The organism is Lacihabitans lacunae, assembly GCF_042649125.1.
Lineage (GTDB): Bacteria > Bacteroidota > Bacteroidia > Cytophagales > Spirosomataceae > Leadbetterella > Leadbetterella lacunae.
Genome location: NZ_JBHRYQ010000001.1, coordinates 1,753,609 through 1,771,307 on the forward strand (window position 1 = coordinate 1,753,609; position 17,699 = coordinate 1,771,307).

The 17,699-nt window shown below is 35.4% G+C and carries 16 protein-coding genes and 1 riboswitch; of the genes, 13 read left to right on the top strand and 3 right to left on the bottom strand.

The annotated features are described in order from the left end of the window. Positions 1-8 precede the first annotated feature (8 nt). The 4 genes from ACFOOI_RS07665 to ACFOOI_RS07680 all read left to right on the top strand — a co-directional run bounded on the left by ACFOOI_RS07665 (position 9) and on the right by ACFOOI_RS07680 (position 4,409). Positions 9-1,196 carry a lycopene cyclase family protein gene (locus tag ACFOOI_RS07665; RefSeq protein ID WP_379836752.1) on the top strand — a complete coding sequence of 396 codons (1,188 nt, stop codon included), beginning with the start codon at positions 9-11 and terminating at the stop codon, positions 1,194-1,196. A 119-nt stretch (positions 1,197-1,315) separates the two neighbouring features. Next, positions 1,316-1,425, top strand: a riboswitch (SAM-I-IV-variant riboswitch). Positions 1,426-1,482: 57 nt separating this feature from the next. Next, positions 1,483-2,754 carry a methionine adenosyltransferase gene (metK, locus tag ACFOOI_RS07670; RefSeq protein ID WP_379836754.1) on the top strand — a complete coding sequence of 424 codons (1,272 nt, stop codon included), beginning with the start codon at positions 1,483-1,485 and terminating at the stop codon, positions 2,752-2,754. Between the two features lie 237 nt (positions 2,755-2,991). Beyond that, positions 2,992-3,870: a succinate--CoA ligase subunit alpha gene (sucD, locus tag ACFOOI_RS07675; RefSeq protein WP_379836756.1), complete on the top strand. Its 879-nt coding sequence runs from the start codon at positions 2,992-2,994 to the stop codon at positions 3,868-3,870. Positions 3,871-3,977: 107 nt separating this feature from the next. After that, on the top strand, positions 3,978-4,409 hold the full coding sequence (locus ACFOOI_RS07680) for a hypothetical protein (protein ID WP_379836758.1): 432 nt from the start codon (positions 3,978-3,980) through the stop codon (positions 4,407-4,409). A 52-nt stretch (positions 4,410-4,461) separates the two neighbouring features. On the opposite strand, the gene ACFOOI_RS07685 is transcribed toward ACFOOI_RS07680, so the two are convergent. Beyond that, positions 4,462-5,391: a malate dehydrogenase gene (locus tag ACFOOI_RS07685; protein ID WP_379836760.1), complete on the bottom strand. Its 930-nt coding sequence runs from the start codon at positions 5,389-5,391 to the stop codon at positions 4,462-4,464. Between the two features lie 177 nt (positions 5,392-5,568). Here ACFOOI_RS07685 and ACFOOI_RS07690 point away from each other — a divergent pair, with 177 nt between their 5' ends. The 6 genes from ACFOOI_RS07690 (at position 5,569) to ACFOOI_RS07715 (ending at position 11,472) form a co-directional block, all read left to right on the top strand. Beyond that, positions 5,569-5,994 (top strand): YkvA family protein, encoded by a 426-nt coding sequence (locus tag ACFOOI_RS07690; protein ID WP_379836762.1) that lies wholly within the window; start codon positions 5,569-5,571, stop codon positions 5,992-5,994. A 123-nt stretch (positions 5,995-6,117) separates the two neighbouring features. Continuing rightward, the gene (locus ACFOOI_RS07695; protein ID WP_379836764.1) at positions 6,118-6,318 is read left to right on the top strand and encodes a Sec-independent protein translocase subunit TatA/TatB; all 201 of its coding nucleotides are present in this window, start codon (positions 6,118-6,120) and stop codon (positions 6,316-6,318) included. Between the two features lie 97 nt (positions 6,319-6,415). Next, positions 6,416-7,831, top strand: a complete 1,416-nt coding sequence (gene gatA / locus ACFOOI_RS07700) for an Asp-tRNA(Asn)/Glu-tRNA(Gln) amidotransferase subunit GatA (RefSeq protein WP_379840184.1) — start codon at positions 6,416-6,418, stop codon at positions 7,829-7,831. A 128-nt stretch (positions 7,832-7,959) separates the two neighbouring features. After that, on the top strand, positions 7,960-9,510 hold the full coding sequence (locus ACFOOI_RS07705) for a lytic transglycosylase domain-containing protein (RefSeq protein ID WP_379836766.1): 1,551 nt from the start codon (positions 7,960-7,962) through the stop codon (positions 9,508-9,510). A 184-nt stretch (positions 9,511-9,694) separates the two neighbouring features. After that, positions 9,695-11,002 carry a gluconate:H+ symporter gene (locus ACFOOI_RS07710; RefSeq protein WP_379836768.1) on the top strand — a complete coding sequence of 436 codons (1,308 nt, stop codon included), beginning with the start codon at positions 9,695-9,697 and terminating at the stop codon, positions 11,000-11,002. Positions 11,003-11,010: 8 nt separating this feature from the next. Next, positions 11,011-11,472 (top strand): RidA family protein, encoded by a 462-nt coding sequence (locus ACFOOI_RS07715; protein ID WP_379836770.1) that lies wholly within the window; start codon positions 11,011-11,013, stop codon positions 11,470-11,472. A 605-nt stretch (positions 11,473-12,077) separates the two neighbouring features. Here the strand turns inward: ACFOOI_RS07715 and ACFOOI_RS07720 are convergent. After that, entirely contained in the window at positions 12,078-12,245 is a 168-nt protein-coding gene (locus ACFOOI_RS07720; protein ID WP_379836772.1) for a hypothetical protein, read from the bottom strand. A gap of 373 nt (positions 12,246-12,618) precedes the next feature. On the opposite strand from ACFOOI_RS07720, the gene nadE reads away from it, so the two are divergent. After that, positions 12,619-14,643, top strand: coding sequence for an NAD(+) synthase (gene nadE, locus ACFOOI_RS07725; RefSeq protein ID WP_379836774.1), 2,025 nt, complete (start codon positions 12,619-12,621; stop codon positions 14,641-14,643). Between the two features lie 2 nt (positions 14,644-14,645). On the opposite strand, the gene ACFOOI_RS07730 is transcribed toward nadE, so the two are convergent. Then, a complete protein-coding gene (locus tag ACFOOI_RS07730) occupies positions 14,646-15,737 on the bottom strand; it encodes an endonuclease/exonuclease/phosphatase family protein (RefSeq protein ID WP_379836776.1) in 1,092 nt (363 codons plus the stop codon). Positions 15,738-15,983: 246 nt separating this feature from the next. Here ACFOOI_RS07730 and ACFOOI_RS07735 point away from each other — a divergent pair, with 246 nt between their 5' ends. Next, positions 15,984-16,439 (top strand): ribosome maturation factor RimP, encoded by a 456-nt coding sequence (locus ACFOOI_RS07735; protein ID WP_379836778.1) that lies wholly within the window; start codon positions 15,984-15,986, stop codon positions 16,437-16,439. 14 nt (positions 16,440-16,453) lie between these two features. Further along, positions 16,454-17,698: a transcription termination factor NusA gene (gene nusA / locus ACFOOI_RS07740; RefSeq protein ID WP_379836780.1), complete on the top strand. Its 1,245-nt coding sequence runs from the start codon at positions 16,454-16,456 to the stop codon at positions 17,696-17,698. Position 17,699: the final 1 nt, after the last annotated feature.

Genomic DNA, 17,699 nt, shown 5'->3' on the forward strand with positions numbered 1-17,699 from the left:
CACATTAGATGGAAAGCTCAGATATCATCAACTACGATTATATAATTTGTGGTGGTGGAATGTCTGGGCTTTCTTTGGCTTATCACCTTTCAAATTCGAAATTGTCGGATAAGAAAATTCTCATAATAGAGCCCGAAACCAAAAACCAAAACGACCGAACCTGGGCCTTTTGGGAACAAGGAACAAATCCGTTTGATGAAATATTGGCTGCCAATTGGCAAAACATTTTCATCACCGATAGCTCCGGAGTTAAAAAGAAAATCCCACTAAAATCTTATGCTTATAAACTAATAAGAGGAATAGATTTTTATGAATTCGTGAATGCTCACCTTGCTAAGTTTCCTAATATCACCTTCAAAAAAGATCGAGTTTTAGATATTTTAGATTTGAACTCTAGCGTTACCGTAAAAACCGAAAAAGGCAATTTTAAAGCACTACATGTTTTTGACAGCACCTTCAAATTAGACATTAATAATCCAAAAAACATTAACTTACTTCAGCATTTCAAAGGTTATGTAGTAAAATCAGATAAAGAAGTCTTTGATCTTAATACACCCGACATGATGGATTTTAGTATTCCTCAAAAAAGCCATGAAGGAAGGTTTATGTATATTTTACCTCTATCTAAAAACAAAGCCTTAGTAGAGTTTACCGTATTTTCAGAACGTCTTTTAGAGCAAAATACGTACACAAATGAGTTAGAGTGTTTTTTAACGGAGAGGTATCCCAACATAATTTTTGAGATAGAAGAAGAAGAATTTGGAGTGATTCCGATGTCAGACGTCGCTACAGCAGAATTTCCATCCAAAAACGTGAGTAGAATTGGCACCGCAGCCGGATACACAAACCCAGCCACTGGTTATACCTTTGCAAACACACAAAGAAAGCTTTTAGCGATAGTACAAAAACTAGAAAAAGGAAAACTACCCTCGGAAAAGCAAGTTTCTTGGTTTGAAAAAAGACATGAACTTTATGCGTCTACCCTACTTTATGTAATAGCCGAAGACCTTTATCCAATGTCCGAAAGTTTCAAGAGGATTTTCAACAAAAATGACATTGAATCCGTATTTCGTTTTTTAGACCAAAAGTCAAGTTTGTGGGACGAAATTAAGATAATGTGGTCTACTCCCAAATTAATTTTCGGAAAAGCATTTTTGCTCGTAGTATTTAAAAAACTAAAAGGAGCGTTTCTGTAGATTTTTTCTATTCTAGCTACCTTTAAAATATTATCATTTCAGTAATTTTCTCTACGAATAAGCAAATTTATAGATTTATTCACTATAATTTTTAATTATCACCAAAAAGCCTCAATTTTGCATTACATCAAGAGTTTCTCTCGAAAAAGAGAAAACCAACCGAGTATTTTTTTGAAACGCCGCGGTGGTAAAATAGATGTGGGTCGCCCGACCAAAATAGTTTCGGCAAAGCACCTTACAGACATTACTCTTGCATTATTTTATTAATATTTTAAATTTATAAAAAATGCCGTATTTATTTACCTCAGAATCAGTTTCTGAAGGACACCCAGACAAGGTCGCTGACCAAATCTCAGACTCACTTATCGATCACTTTTTGGCGTTTGACCCAAACTCAAAAGTAGCTTGTGAAACACTTGTTACTACTGGACTTGTGGTTTTGGCCGGAGAAGTAAACACAAAAACGTATTTAGACGTACAAACTATCGCGAGAGATGTAATCAAGAAAATTGGTTATACTAAGGCTGAATATATGTTTGAGGCTAATTCGTGTGGAATTATCTCTGCCATTCACGAGCAATCTTCTGATATCAATCAAGGAGTTGACCGTGTAGCAGCTGAAGATTTCGAAGCAAAAGCTAATGCTCAAGGTGCTGGAGACCAAGGTATGATGTTTGGTTATGCAACCAAAGAGACCGACAACTACATGCCACTTGCATTAGACCTATCTCACAAAATACTTGAAGAACTAGCAGCTTTCAGAAAAGAAGGTGATGTTATTGATTACCTTAGGCCGGATTCTAAGTCGCAGGTAACTATTGAGTATTCTGACGATAACCAACCTATCAGAATTGACACAATTGTGATCTCAACGCAACACGACGATTTCGCTGATGACGAATCTATGCTTGCTAAAATTAAAGCAGACATGGTTAATATCGTGATTCCAAGAGTGAAATCTAAGTTAAAAGCTGAAATCCAAGCCTTATTTACAGACGATATCCTGTATCACATTAACCCAACAGGTAAGTTTGTAATTGGTGGACCTCACGGAGACACTGGCCTTACGGGTCGTAAAATCATCGTAGATACTTACGGTGGTAAAGGTGCACACGGTGGTGGAGCATTTTCAGGAAAAGATCCATCTAAAGTGGATAGATCTGCAGCATATGCCACCAGACACATCGCTAAAAACTTAGTAGCGGCGGGTCTTTGTGACGAAGTGTTGGTTCAGGTTTCTTATGCAATTGGTGTTGCTACGCCTTGTGGAATTTTTGTAGATACAAAAGGCACAGCCAAAGTTGAGCTTTCAGATGGCGAAATCGCTAGAAAAGTTGAGGCTATCTTTGACATGAGACCTTATGCTATCGAGCAAAGACTTAAACTAAGAACACCTATCTATTCTGAAACTGCGGCTTATGGTCACATGGGTAGAGAATCAAAAGTAGTTACGAAGGTTTTCGAAAACGCAGGTCAAAGAGCAGAGATGGAAGTTGAACTATTTACTTGGGAAAAATTAGACTACGTAGATAAAGTAAAGGCTGAATTTGGCTTGTAAAAGTTAATTTTAGACGTTAAAATGGTACGAAGTGAGTAATTATACGTACTTTTTTATACTTTTCTAAAAAACATATTTACCTAAAAGCCTAATCTACAAAAGATTAGGCTTTTTTGAGTTAAATTTAAAACAAACTTTTTTGTATTTTTCTAATTTGAAAGGTACTTTTGGGAAAGATTTCAAGATTTAGAAATAAAATAAATAAAAGAGGTCAGTAAAGGCTTTAAATTCATAAAAATGAGCATTCTAGTAAACAAAAATTCCAAAGTAATCGTACAAGGATTCACAGGTTCAGAAGGATCTTTTCATGCCAGCCAAATGATTGAGTACGGCACAAATGTAGTAGGTGGAGTTACACCAGGAAAAGGTGGCCAAACACACCTAGACCGTCCAGTATTCAACACAGTAGAAGAAGCTGTGGTACAAGCTGGAGCTGATGTTTCTATTATTTTTGTTCCACCAGGGTTCGCAGCTGATGCTATCATGGAAGCAGCTGATGCAGGTATCAAAGTGATCGTTTGTATCACCGAAGGTATTCCTACAAAAGACATGATTAAAGCAAAAAACTACCTTGAAGGAAAAGATGTAACTTTAGTTGGACCAAACTGCCCAGGAATTATCACAGCTGAAGAGTGTAAAGTAGGTATTATGCCAGGCTTTATTTTCAAAAAAGGCACAATCGGAGTTGTTTCTAAATCAGGTACTTTAACTTACGAGGCAGTAGACCAATTGACTAAAGCAGGTTTAGGTCAAACTACAGCTATTGGTATCGGTGGAGATCCGATTATCGGAACTACTACTAAGCAAGCAGTAGAAATGTTTATGAACGACCCTGAGACTGAAGGAATCGTAATGATAGGTGAAATTGGTGGTGGAATGGAAGCTGAAGCTGCTCATTACATCCAATCAACTGGAAACAAGAAGCCAGTTGTAGGTTTCATAGCAGGTCAAACTGCACCTAAAGGAAGAAGAATGGGTCACGCTGGTGCTATCATCGGTGGTGCTGACGATACAGCTGCTGCTAAAATGGCAATTATGCGTTCATGTGGTATCCATGTAGTAGATTCTCCTGCTGAAATAGGCGTGACAATGTTGAAAGCTTTAGGAAAAGCATAAAATATTTTATAAAGTATCATAGTTTGGTACAATTTTTAGGACCTTTAGATAGACAAGACTATCAAAGGTCCTTTTTTTTGTTTTTCAAATACTAAAAACTATGTGCAATGAAAAAACTACTGATCGCCTCCGCTACCCTTTTCGCCTTAAACTCATGCGAAAAAATTGAAATAGAAAAACCAGAAACTCCTACACAAATCAAGGTAGAGGGAATAGACCTACTTACAGATGGAGATTTGAAGAAATGGTCGTTGGTTATTTATACTGAAAATAACATCAGCAAATTTGACTCCTGTGCAGCCGACGATATATTCACTTTTTCGAAATCAAAAAAAGAATACAGCTGGTTAAAAAACAACACCCCGTGTTTTGATGGGGACGTAGACCAAGTCTTCTCTTTTGAGCTAATGCCCGGAGATTCTATTTTGAAGATAAATGATTTTAACTATGCGGTTAGAAAACTAACCAAAGACTCATTAATAATAGATACCGAATTGCATAATCTGGTAGTAAAAGTTGGATACAAAGCAAAAAAATAAGGGCTAAGAAAAATCTTAACCCTTAAAGTTTTACAGATTAACTCTAAAAAAATTAAAGAGCGTCGTTCATTGCTCTTACTGCAGCAGCTGATTTTTCAAATGCCGCTTTTTCTGCGTTAGTCAATCTAAGGTTTATTATTTTCTCCCATCCATTTCTTCCGATTGTTACAGGTACTCCCATGCAAATATCTTTTTGACCATACTCGCCATTAAGATATACGCTTGAAGGAATAATTTTCTTTTCGTCTCTAAGGATAGACTCTACAATTTGGCCAATAGCCGCACCTGGAGCATACCAAGCTGAAGTTCCTAACAGACCTGTAAGTGTAGCACCACCAACCATAGTTTTAGCCGCTACATCGTCCATTTTAGCTCCGCTCAAGAATCTACTTACTGGAATACCATTCCAAGTAGCCATTCTAGTCAAAGGAATCATAGTGGTGTCACCGTGACCACCTATTACCATTCCGCTTAAATCGCTTTGAGCTACTTCCATAGCTTCAGCCAATCTATATCTGAAACGAGCAGAATCTAATGCTCCACCCATACCAATTACTTTTTTCTTAGAAATGCCCATCTCAGCTGCAATTTTGTAGGTAAGATAAGTCATTGTATCCATAGGGTTAGAAACAATGATAATAACTGCTTTTGGAGAAACAGCTAGAGCATTTGTAACTACAGTTTTCACGATTCCGGCGTTAATTCCGATAAGTTCCTCTCTCGTCATACCTGGCTTACGAGGTAAACCCGAAGTAACAACTATTACGTCAGACTTTGCAGTTCTAGCATAATCATTTGTAACTCCTACGATTTTAGTATCAAAACCTTCGATAGAGGCGGTCTGCATCAAGTCCATTGCCTTACCTTCTGCAAAACCTTCTTTGATATCCAAAATAACTACCTCAGAAGCGATTTCTTTTCTTGCGATGTTGTCAGCGGCTGTTGCTCCTACTGCACCCGCACCAATAACTGTAACTTTCATAATATTAAACTATTTCGAGATTAAACTACTTAATGATAAAATTTATAAGCAAAAATATTGTATATTTTTAATATATACCAATGAATTGAATCCGTATTTTGGTATTATTTGAATTAATAGTAATTTTAAGCAATAAATAAATGCAGAAGCGTATAAACTGCCCCAATAAAAACAAAAATGAACGAAAAAAGCCTAATAGAAAAAATCATAAATTCTATATTTTATTCAAAATCAATGTCAAAAGCCAGCAAACTGTCCAACAACACTGCTGGGATTTTAAATGTATTAAAAAAGGCTTTAAATAAAATTCAGGAGCAAGGCAAAGGGCCCATAATAGATCAAATACGAAATAAATTATTGATTTTTGGTGGTTTAATAAAGTCATACGCAACAGGAGAATATCGCGACATAGAACTTAAGAACCTGGTGATTATTTTGGGGTCAATGATTTACTTTATTTCACCCATAGATTTTATTCCAGATATACTGCCGATGGTAGGTTTTGCAGACGATATTGCACTCTTAACATTTGCATACAACTCAGTAGCAAGCGAAATAGAGAAATACGAACTTTGGTTACTAAATAAAAATTTAAATTCTTGAGAACTAGAGTTCTACCCCTAACTCAAAGTTTTAGACCAAAAAGGATTCAAATATTACAATAATTCCTTTTAATTTGGAGTTTAATTATTAAATTTGTCTTATCATTTATAAAGCACTTTACTCATGGAAATAGCAACATTATTATTTTTAGGTAATTTAGGAGGAACAGAAATCTTCGTTATCGTATTTGTTATATTATTATTTTTTGGAGCGAAAAAATTACCTGAGCTTGCACGTGGATTAGGAAAAGGAATCCGTGAGTTCAAAGACGCTACAAAGGAAGTAAAAGACAATATCGAAAAAGCTACCAACATAGAAGACTAATTTAAGTCTTTCTTTAGTCATCATTTTATAACAACAGTTTCAAATTAATACTTTGGTCCTGTTGTTTTTTATTTTTAAACCAAACGCTACAGTGGCCATTTTTTCATATTTCGACTATCGAAACCAGCTCATAAATAAAAAAACTTCCGCTTTAGAAACTGTCCAATATTTCCTTAAAAGAATTAAAGAAAACGCTGATTTAAATGTTTTTCTTGAAGTTTACGAAGAAGAGGCCATAGAAAAAGCTAAAGAAATTGACAAAAAAATAGCGAATGGACAAGGTGGTAAACTAGCCGGAATGGTCATTGGCGTTAAAGATGTTTTGGCACATAAAGATCACGGGCTGCAGGCATCTAGCAAGATTTTAGAAGGCTTTAAGTCCCAATTTACTGCAACGGCCATTCAGCGTCTGATAGACGAAGATGTTATCATTATCGGTCGCCAAAACTGCGATGAATTTGCGATGGGTTCATCCAATGAAAATTCCGCATTTGGACCAACCAAAAACTTTGCTGACAAAACCAGGGTTCCAGGAGGTTCTTCAGGTGCTTCGGCAGTAGCTGTTCAAGCAGATTTGTGCCACGCATCTATAGGTTCAGACACAGGCGGTTCGGTTAGACAACCCGCTAGTTTTTGTGGTGTTGTGGGCTTCAAACCAAGTTATGGTAGAATTTCGAGATGGGGACTAGCTGCATATGCTTCTTCATTTGACTGTATTGGACCAATCACACATAGTGTAGACGATGCCGCTTTGCTATTAGAAATAATGGCAGGGCAAGATGAATTTGACAGCACCGTTTCTACATTAGAAGTACCTAAATATTCAGAAAACCTTACCGATTCAAAAACATACAAAATCGGTTATTTTAAAGATGCTTTAGACTCAGAAGGACTTGATAATGAAACCAAAGCTGCAACTTTAGCGAAACTTGAAGAGCTGAAAAACGCAGGACATACCTTGGTAGAACTTAAGTTTCCTCAAATGAAATATTTGCTACCAACGTATTATATTCTTACAATGGCTGAAGCCAGCTCAAACCTTTCAAGGTATGACGGCATTAGGTTTGGACACAGAAATACAGAAGCAAAAAACCTAGAGGAACTTTACAAAAAAACGAGAGGGGAAGGTTTTGGTGCGGAAGTAAAAAAACGTATTATGTTGGGGAGTTTTATATTGAGTGCTGACTATTACGATGCCTACTACACCAAAGCCCAAAGGGTTAGAAGAAAGATAAAAGAACAGACCCAAGGATTCTTTGATGAGGTAGATTTTATAGTTTCGCCTACGACTCCATCTCCGGCATTCAAAATAGGTGAAAAATCTGATAATCAGATACAAATGTTTTTGGCAGACATTTTTACAGTACATGCAAATGTCATTGGATATCCATGTATCTCTATTCCAAATTCAAAAAACAAAGAAGGCTTACCTATTGGTTTTCAAATACTTGGAATGGAATTTAAAGAAGAAAAACTATTAAATTTCGCTAAACACATTCACAACTTTCAATAAATTCAATAAATTAAGGTTTTTCTGATTAAAGTATCTTTTTTTTCTAAAAATAAAACATTAGATTTGAACGTTGCTTTCTTAGTATTCCGATTAACATTTAAACACCAAGTGAAAACTTATTTTATATCATGAAAATCTCAAAATTATTTTTGACCTTTTCCCTTGCCCTTTGCTGCTCAATTTCTTTTCAAACCTACGCCCAAACCGTTGAGGAAGAATCGCAAGTAGTTTCTGAAGAAGTTGAGGAGGTTGTCGAAGAATCTAAAATCCAATATCCATTTACCCTTCAAGTTACCGACTCTAGAGATGGAAAGGTTTACCAAATTATAATGGAAGACCCAGCTCTGATAGAAAAGAGACTTCAGGAAATTCAACAAACTATGCCTTTGGTTTATAACGAAAGTGTAAAACAATGGTTAGATTTCTTTATGTTGAAAAGACCAAGTTTCACTCAGGAGATGATGGAAAAGAAAGATTTTTACTTTCCTACATTTGAAAAATACCTAAAGGCAAACAACATGCCTGAGGAGCTTAAATATCTTGCACTTTTAGAATCAGGTCTAAATCCGAAGGCAGTTTCAAGAAGTAAAGCCGTAGGTCTATGGCAGTTTATGTCATTTACAGGTAAAGAAATGGGCTTAACTATCAATGACTATGTAGATGAGAGAATGCATATCGATAAATCTACAGACGCTGCCTGTAAATATCTAAGAACATTATACAGAATGTTTGATGACTGGGATTTGGCTTTGGCATCTTACAACACTGGCCCAGGAAGAATCAGAAGAACAATAAAATCAACTGGACTTAATAACTATTGGGATTTACATCCACATATTCACAGAGACACTAGAGCATATGTGCCACAGTTTATTGCTTTAAATTATTTGATGCATTATGGAAACGATCACGGAATTTATCCTAGCAAAAAACTAGAATTTGTAGATGTAGAAAAAATACCGACTTCTGGTTATATGGACTTAAAGACTTTAGCGAATTTGAGCTGTATAGATATGGAAGAAATTAAAGCACTTAATCCGCATATTAAAACCACCTATTTGCCGGAGAGTTTTAGAGGATATGAAATCTCACTTCCAGCTAAAAAGTTAGCCTACTTTAATGCTAACAGAGCATACATACTAGACTCTGCATCTAGACAATTTAATAAAGTAGAACCAGTAATCCAGGAAGAAAACCCAACTATTTTGGCATCGAATCAAGATGACTTAAATGATGGAACGATTGTAATTGGAAGAAAAACTTTTGTGCCTGAATTGGTAGTAAACAAAAACACTTCTAATTCTTACACGAAGATAACAAAAACAGTAAAAAAATATCACAAGGTAAGAAAAGGCGAGTTTTTATCTAAAATTGCTTCAAAATATGGTGTTACTATGAGTGAAGTAAAAAAATGGAATCACATGAGATCATCTAAAGTTTTGGCTGGTGAAAGATTGGTGATTTACGTAACTGAAACTCAAAAAGTAAAATCAAACAGCTTGGCGGCTAAATCGCCATCTGAAAACATTAAGACAAATTATCACACTGTAAAGCATGGTGATACCCTTTGGAATATTTCTCAAAGATACGATGGCGTAACTATCGACGATATCAAAAAATGGAATAACATGTCTGGCAATACAGTGAAAGTAGGACAGAAAATAAAAATAAAAAGCTAATTATTAAAGCTCAATAGAAGAGGCCTCTGGCCTCTTTTTTTTTGCTTTACATATTTTCCATACTTTGATTTATTATAAAATATCATTGTTTTTTAGTAGTATTGAATTCTATTCTAAACCCTAAGCAAAATCTCAAACCATATTCAGATTTGAATTCGAGATTTTCGAAATAAATGAAAACTCTATGCCATTAGTTCTTACCCTATTAGCCATTTTGTGTTTAATAATCCTAATTTTATGGATCAAACTCGACACTTTTATTTCCTTCATTCTTGTTTCCATTGGTTTAGGCTTGATAAGTAACTTAAAAATTGAAACCATAACCAAAGCCATCCAATCAGGCGTTGGTGGCACTTTAGGAGAATTGACGCTAATAATAGGTTTTGGAGCCATGCTAGGGAAAATGGTAGCAGTAAGTGGGGCAGCTCACAAAATCACAACCAAGTTAATCAGTGTATTTGGAGAAAAATATTTACTCTGGGGGTTAGCACTTGCAGGGTTTATAATTGGAATTCCACTTTTTTACAATGCCGGTTTTGTAATCGTTGTTCCACTAATATTCAGTATCGCGGCAACAACTCGATTACCTATATTGTATTTAGCGATACCTATGTTATCTGCTTTGTCTGTGGCTCACGGCTACTTACCCCCTCACCCATCACCGGCCGCAATAGCAAGTTTACTGCACGCAAACTTAGGAAAAACATTAATGTATGGCATATTGGTGGCTATTCCGGCCATTGCTATTGCTGGACCTATATTTGGCAAAACTCTTAAAAAATATAAGCCAACAATAAACACAAACTTATTTACAGACCAAGAAGTACCCGAAGCAGAACAACCTAGTTTATTTAGAAGTATGTTTGTAGCCTTATTGCCTGTGGTATTGCTAACCGTAATGTCATTTATAAAACCTTATTTTTTAGATAATAAATTTATTCAGCTTTTTGCAGAGCCATACATTGGTATGTTGGTTTCTGTCCTTGTAGCTGTTTATTTGTTAGGGGTAAAACAAGGCAAAACCATAGGTCAGTGTAGCAAGTTGTTAGAGGAATCGTTTAAAGGCGTGGCCCCTATTTTGTTAATAATAGCGGGATCAGGAGCCTTAAAGCAAATATTTATAGAGAGCGGCACTAGTGAATACGTTGGAGAAATACTAATTCAATCAAACCTTAACCTTTTGTTTTTAGGCTGGGCCATAGCCGCATTTATTCGGGTATGCATCGGTTCGGCTACTATAGCCGGGCTTACAGCTGTAAACATATTGCTACCACTTATTCAGTCGCAAACTGGCACTTCACCTGAACTTATGGTATTGGCAATTGGAGCAGGAAGTTTAATGTTTTCGCACATTAACGATGGCGGTTTTTGGTTGTTTAAAGAATATTTCAACTTATCAATAAACGACACCTTAAAAACCTGGAGTGTAATGGAAACACTAGTTTCGGTGGTAGGCTTAGTGGGTGTCTTAATTTTACAATTCTTCATTTAAAAAAAACGATGACAGCAGATATCATTTTAGAAAAATATGCAAAGGAACTACCTCATGCTCCCAAACCGGCTGGCGTATACATTCCTTTGCTTCAAGTTGGAAACTTAATATATGTTTCTGGTCATGGGCCTAATAAAGCAGACGGCTCGCAGTTTGTGGGTAGAGTAGGAAGCGAAGTGGACCAAGAGTTTGGGAAACTTGCTGCTCGACAAGTAGGCCTAACCATATTGGCTACTTTAAAAGAAAACTTGGGAAGCCTGAACAGAGTAAAAAGAGTCATTAAAGTTTTGGGAATGGTAAATGCTGCTGACGATTTTAAAACTCACCCTTTTGTAATCAATGGCTGTAGCGAATTATTTGCCGAAATTTGGGGATCTGAAAATGGAATCGGTGTTAGAAGTGCCGTAGGAATGGGCTCTCTACCAGGAAATATCTCGGTAGAAATCGAAGCCATTTTTGAGCTTCATTGACATTAAAAAGTCAAAATACAAAGCCGCAAAAATCACACCACTACACCCTGATATTTTAAGAAAGTTATTGGGAGGTCACAGCAAATTTCGCAGAAATTTAAATTTAAAAAAATTAGTAAACGGTGGTATTTTTATTGAGCGGTAACACTTGAACTCTATATCTTACTTTTTGATCAAAAAAGACGTTTAAATGTAATAGGGGAAGTTTTTCAAAAAAAATGACCGAAGTATTGGCATGGAATTTTCATAAAATATAGTGGGACATCTTAACGATCATGCCTACTTTCCCCGAGATGAGAATTATGCTTTCCTTTTAATCTGGACCGATTCTCATTGAGGGGCAAGCAAGGCGTGCGGCCCACGCTTCAAATCAAAATAAAATTTTAGTAAAGTTTTCACTCAATAGCAATCGGCAAATGAGGGTGAGTTTTTCACCCTTATTTCTTTTATATGCAGTCTTTTCGTTGTGCGAAAGACCAAGATTTAACTTGGCGTTTTGTTTTATTTATAGATTCACTCAATAGCACTTTTCAGCACTTTCTTTTTTTTCAATATTTTCACTCAGAAATTCCCTCTTTAAATTTAGAAGTTTTTTCATTCAATAATCAATACGGCATTCCTCTGTCAAAAACAAGACAGATTTGTTGATTACCTATTTTTTCCATTGAATAGCAGCCAGCAAATGTGGTAGAAACGGGAGAAGTATATTTTTTTTGAACGTTAGTTTTGGTAGTATGTATTTTTCCAGTTGTTTTAGAAATAGTTACTTGCATAATGCTAAAGTTATAATGTTGTTGTTTTTTATAAATTGATTTATATCAATGCACAAATGTACACTAAAGTAGTGTTACAAAACAAATTTTAATTTAATAAGAATTGACATAAATCAATCTTGAAAACTTCGAACAAAATATTAATAATCAGTACTTTAAGACAAAAAAATCTACCTTTAAATGATTTTATGAGCAAAATCAGAAAATTATTTAACGGATACAATTTAGAATTTTCAAACAAGTGGCTTATTGGAAATTTTATATTTATTATAAAAATTAACATACAATACTTTTTTAGCTACAAAAAAACAGGTCAAATATTGGGCAGGGATTTAAAACATTTGGAGTATTTTTGTTTCAAATTCAGATTAAAATGAAACTATTAAAAACAGGAGCAGTAGCACTAAACCAAACTCCATTAGATTGGATTGGGAATAAAAATAACATCATAAAATCCATAGAAAAAGCAAAAGAAACTGACATTCAGCTACTTTGCTTACCAGAGCTTTGTATTTCTGGATATGGATGCGAAGACGCCTTCTATTCGCCAGACACGGCAAGGATTAGTCTAGAGATACTTCTCGATATAGTGGACTATACTCAAAACATTGCCGTTTGTATTGGTTTACCTATTTGGGTGAATAACAAAATATACAATGCAGCTTGCTTAGTAGCCAATAGACAAATTTTGGGTTTTGTTTGTAAACAAAATTTACCCAACTACGGCTTATTTTATGAAGATAGATGGTTTCAAAGATGGAAACCAGAGCATATAGATGAAATCAGTATAAATGACTTTAAATATCCGGTTGGAGATATCATTTTTGATTTCAAAGGTGTAAAAGTGGGTATGGAAATATGTGAAGACGCTTGGGTTAATAATCGTCCTGCACCAAGACTTTTTGACCGAGGGGTTGATATTATCCTAAACCCGAGTGCAAGTCCTTTTGCCTTTCACAAATACAAAATAAGAGAACAACTTGTAGCCGACGCCTCGCGTGCTTTTGGCTGTGGATACATTTATGCCAATTTATTAGGCAATGAGTCTGGGAGACTAATATTTGATGGTGATGCTTTGATAGCTTCTGGAGGCGATATAATTGCATCAAGCGATAGATTCTCTTATGCCGACTACACCTTAACTACCGCAATAATAGACATTGACACAAATAGAATAGAGCAGTCAAAAACCAAAAGCACGCCGTTAATTGGAAAAAAGACAGTAGTCTCTAATCTAGAATTTGATTTTAGTGAAACCCCGCAAATCGAACCTTTTAAACAAGAGGCATTTGAAATAGGCGGCTATATAAAGGAAGAAGAGTTTGCAAGAGCCGTCTGCTTAGCACTTTTTGATTATCTCAGAAAATCTCGCTCATACGGCTTCACTATTTCGCTTTCTGGCGGTGCCGACTCGTGTGCATGTACAGCTTTGTGCGGCTTAATGCTAAAACTAGGCGACGAAAGCATAGGTATTGAAAACTTAAAAGAAAGACTTTCTCACATTCCTGAAATTAAGGATGCAAAAACTGAAGAAGAGTTAGCAAAAAAACTAATTCTAACCGTATATCAGGGCACAGAGAATAGTTCAAAAAACACCCTAGAATCGGCAGAAGAGCTAGCAAAATCTATTGGAGCAACATTTTATAATGTAAATATTAATGGCCTTGTAGAAAATTACACCGCTATGATAGAAAGTCAAATAGGACGAGATTTGACTTGGCAAACCGACGATATCACCCTGCAAAACATTCAAGCAAGGGTACGGGCCCCAGGAGTTTGGATGTTAGCTAACCTAAACAATCATTTGCTTATTGCTACCTCAAACCGATCTGAAGTGGCGGTAGGGTACTGCACCATGGATGGAGACACCGCGGGTAGCATAAGTCCAATAGCAGGCATAGATAAATCATGGCTAAGAACTTGGCTGATTTGGTTAGAAAAAACAGGATGTGAAGTAAAGCAAAAACACATAAAAATAGAAGGTCTAAAATACGTAAATGCATTACAACCTACAGCGGAGTTAAGGCCAGCCGAAAACAAACAAACCGACGAAAAAGATTTGATGCCATATGCGTTTTTAAATCGTCTAGAAATCTTGGCCGTGAGGGAGAAAAAGTCGCCTATGGAGTGCTTTAAATATGTAGAGCATATATGTAAAGAGGAGTATGACCGAAACGATATGTATAACTGGACGGTAAGATTTTTCAAACTTTGGAGTAGAAACCAATGGAAACGTGAAAGATACGCACCAGGTTTTCATTTGGATCAACATAACCTCGACTCAAGAAGCTGGACGAGATTCCCGATTTTGAATGGTGGATATACGTATGAGTTAGAAAAACTCAAGGAATATTTTGAAGGAAATCAACAAAGAAAAAGAAGGGGCATCGGTTTTTAATCTTATTTGATTATATACCATGCTTTTACCGGATAATGGTCTGAAAAAGGCACATTACTTAAAGTTCTAAAATTAAGAATCTCTATTTTTTGATCATCAAAAAACTGATTGTCAATTCGTAAGAAACTCAAAATCTTATGATAGGTAAATCCAAAACCAAAACCTTTTTCTTCAAAAGAGTTTTTGAGTTTCGCTCTGAGTCTTCCATATGCATAGCCATATGGAAGCTCATTTAAATCTCCAGCCAATATCACCGGATACGGACTTTCGTCAATCCAGTTTTCTAACTGATTAACTTGCACTCCCCTACTTTCAAAGCCATCTTTGAGCAAACCCAAAATATTTTTGGTCTCTTCTTTATCAATTATATTATTGGCTTTCAAAATCTTCCTGATTCTAATCCCCATTGATTTTAGCTGAAAATTAATAACACGAAGGGTGTCTTTTTCTACCACAATATCTGCCGAAAGCAATCCATTGTTATTTGGCTTCCAATACAATTCTTTTTTTGAAATAATGGGAAATCTAGAAAATATAGCCAAACCGATAGCCCCTTGTCCTTTGTTATTCATATCATTAGAATGCATGTAAACATAGTAAGGGTTTTTCTTTGAAATCTTTTTTATCATGTTAAACTCCGGATATTTTTTGGTGTTGTACATTTCCTGAAAACACAAAATATCAGAGTGCAGGGTGTCCAAAGTATTGATAATACCTTTAGGGTTTTCGTTTTTATTATTGGTCAAAAAATTATGGTAGTCGCTATACATCAAATTATAGCTAGTTAGCGAAAATGAGAATCTTTCTTGAGGTGAAACCGAAGGGGGGACAATCTTTATAGTGCGGTCGGCAATTGAGTAAGTTAAAGCCAAAAGCAAAGCAGAAACCAAAAACTTATAAGAACGAACCATTAACCATGAAATCATAAAGAAAAGGTTAACAGCCAAAACTACAGGAAATGAAAGCATTAAAAATCCAGCAAGCCAATGTTTGATATTAGCCGCAAACACTATTTGGAAAACCAAAAGCGAATACAAGCCAAACAAAATATTGATTAGAAAAAAAAACTTTCGAACGAAATTAATGATTTTCAAAAGATATGGCTTAAGTTGATTTTAGGATACAATGATACGGATTTTGGGTAATTTTTTTCAAAAAAACACAGCATCATTTTTAATATTTATATTGTAAACATTTATTATCACATTATATTCTTAGTTTTTTATACTTTTTTTAAGAAAAATAAAATAAATAAGCTAATTTTGCAACATTGAAAATGAATGAGGGGGTATACAACCTCCTTTTTTGTTGTATTACACTTTAGTTCTAATATCATTTACATGCCATTAATTGACAGCATCAGAGAAATCGTCGAGAGGATTATCGCCGAAAGCGATACCTACTTGGTAGATGTGCTCGTAAGCGAATCAAAAATTCGAAAAAAAATCACTGTGTTTGTAGACAGTGATGCTGGAATATTGGTTGAAGAATGCAGCCGAATTAGCCAACAATTAGGTGTAGAACTAGATGAAATTATTGAAATAGCTTATGTTTTAGAAGTATCTTCGCCTGGTGCTGATACTCCATTAAAACTCGAGAGACAATATAGAAAAAACATAGGTAGGAGCCTTAAAGTGACTACACTTGATGGAGAGGAGTTCAAAGGTGAACTTACAGAAGTAGGTGCTGGCGAATTCGTGATTCAACCAGAAAAAAAGAAAAAAATAATACAAGAACCCAAAGCTTTTAAATATTCAGACATAAAAGAAGCTAAGGTAATCATATCATTTAAATAAATAATAGGACAGATATGCATAGTGGAGATTTAATTGAATCGTTTGCAGAATTTGCAAGAGAGAAAAACATCGACAGACCAACCATGATTGCCATCTTGGAAGATGTACTTCGCACCATGATTAGAAAGGCATATGGAGATGATCACAATTTTGACATTATATTAAATGCCGAAAGTGGAGACCTTGAAATGTGGCGTACTCGAGAAATCGTAGACGACAACTCAGAAGATATTTGGGATACAGATAAAATTCCGCTTTCTGAAGCAAAAAAAATAGAAAAAGATTTTGAAATCGGCGAAGAAGTGGCCGAAGAAGTAAAAATAGAAGACTTTGGTAGAAGAATAGTTCAAACTGCTAGACAAACCCTAATTCAAAAAGTTAAGGATTTGGAGAAAGAGATGCTATTTAATCAATATAAAGACCAAGTAGGTGAGCTAGTTACCGTAGAAGTTTACCAAATTCTTAGTAGAGAAGTAATATGTATCGATGAGGAAGGAAATGAATTATCGCTACCTAAGATAGAACAAATACCAAAAGATAGATTTAGAAAAGGAGTTAGCATAAGAGCCGTAATCCATAAAGTGGAAATAAATAACGGAAATCCAAAACTTACGCTTTCAAGAACTTCTCCCGTTTTCTTAGAAAGACTATTTGAATTAGAGATTCCTGAAATTCAAGACGGAATTATCTCTATACGTAAAATAGTAAGAGAGCCAGGCGAAAGAGCTAAAGTAGCGGTAGAATCATTCGATGATAGAATAGATCCAGTAGGTGCTTGTGTTGGTATGAAAGGGTCTCGTATTCACTCTATAGTAAGAGAATTAGAAAACGAGAACATTGACGTAATCCAATATACTGAAAACCTGAATTTGCTGATTTCAAGATCATTAAGTCCGGCTAAAATTAGTAATGTAAGAATAGACGAAAACACAGACAGAGTTTCGGTGTTTTTAAAGCCAGACCAAGTTTCCTTAGCTATTGGTAAAGGAGGTCTAAACATTAAATTGGCAAGTAAGCTAATCGGAATGGAAATCGATGTTTTCAGAGATATCGAAGGTATCGTAGAAGAAGAAGATGTAGACTTGATGGAGTTTACAGATGAAATAGAAGAATGGATATTGTTAGAATTCCGTAAGATTGGTTTAGATACAGCAAAATCTGTAATTAATGTTGGAAAAGCAGATTTAGTGAGACGAACTGAACTTGAAGAAGAAACTGTAGATGAAGTTATAGAAGTTTTAAGAAAAGAATTTGAATAAT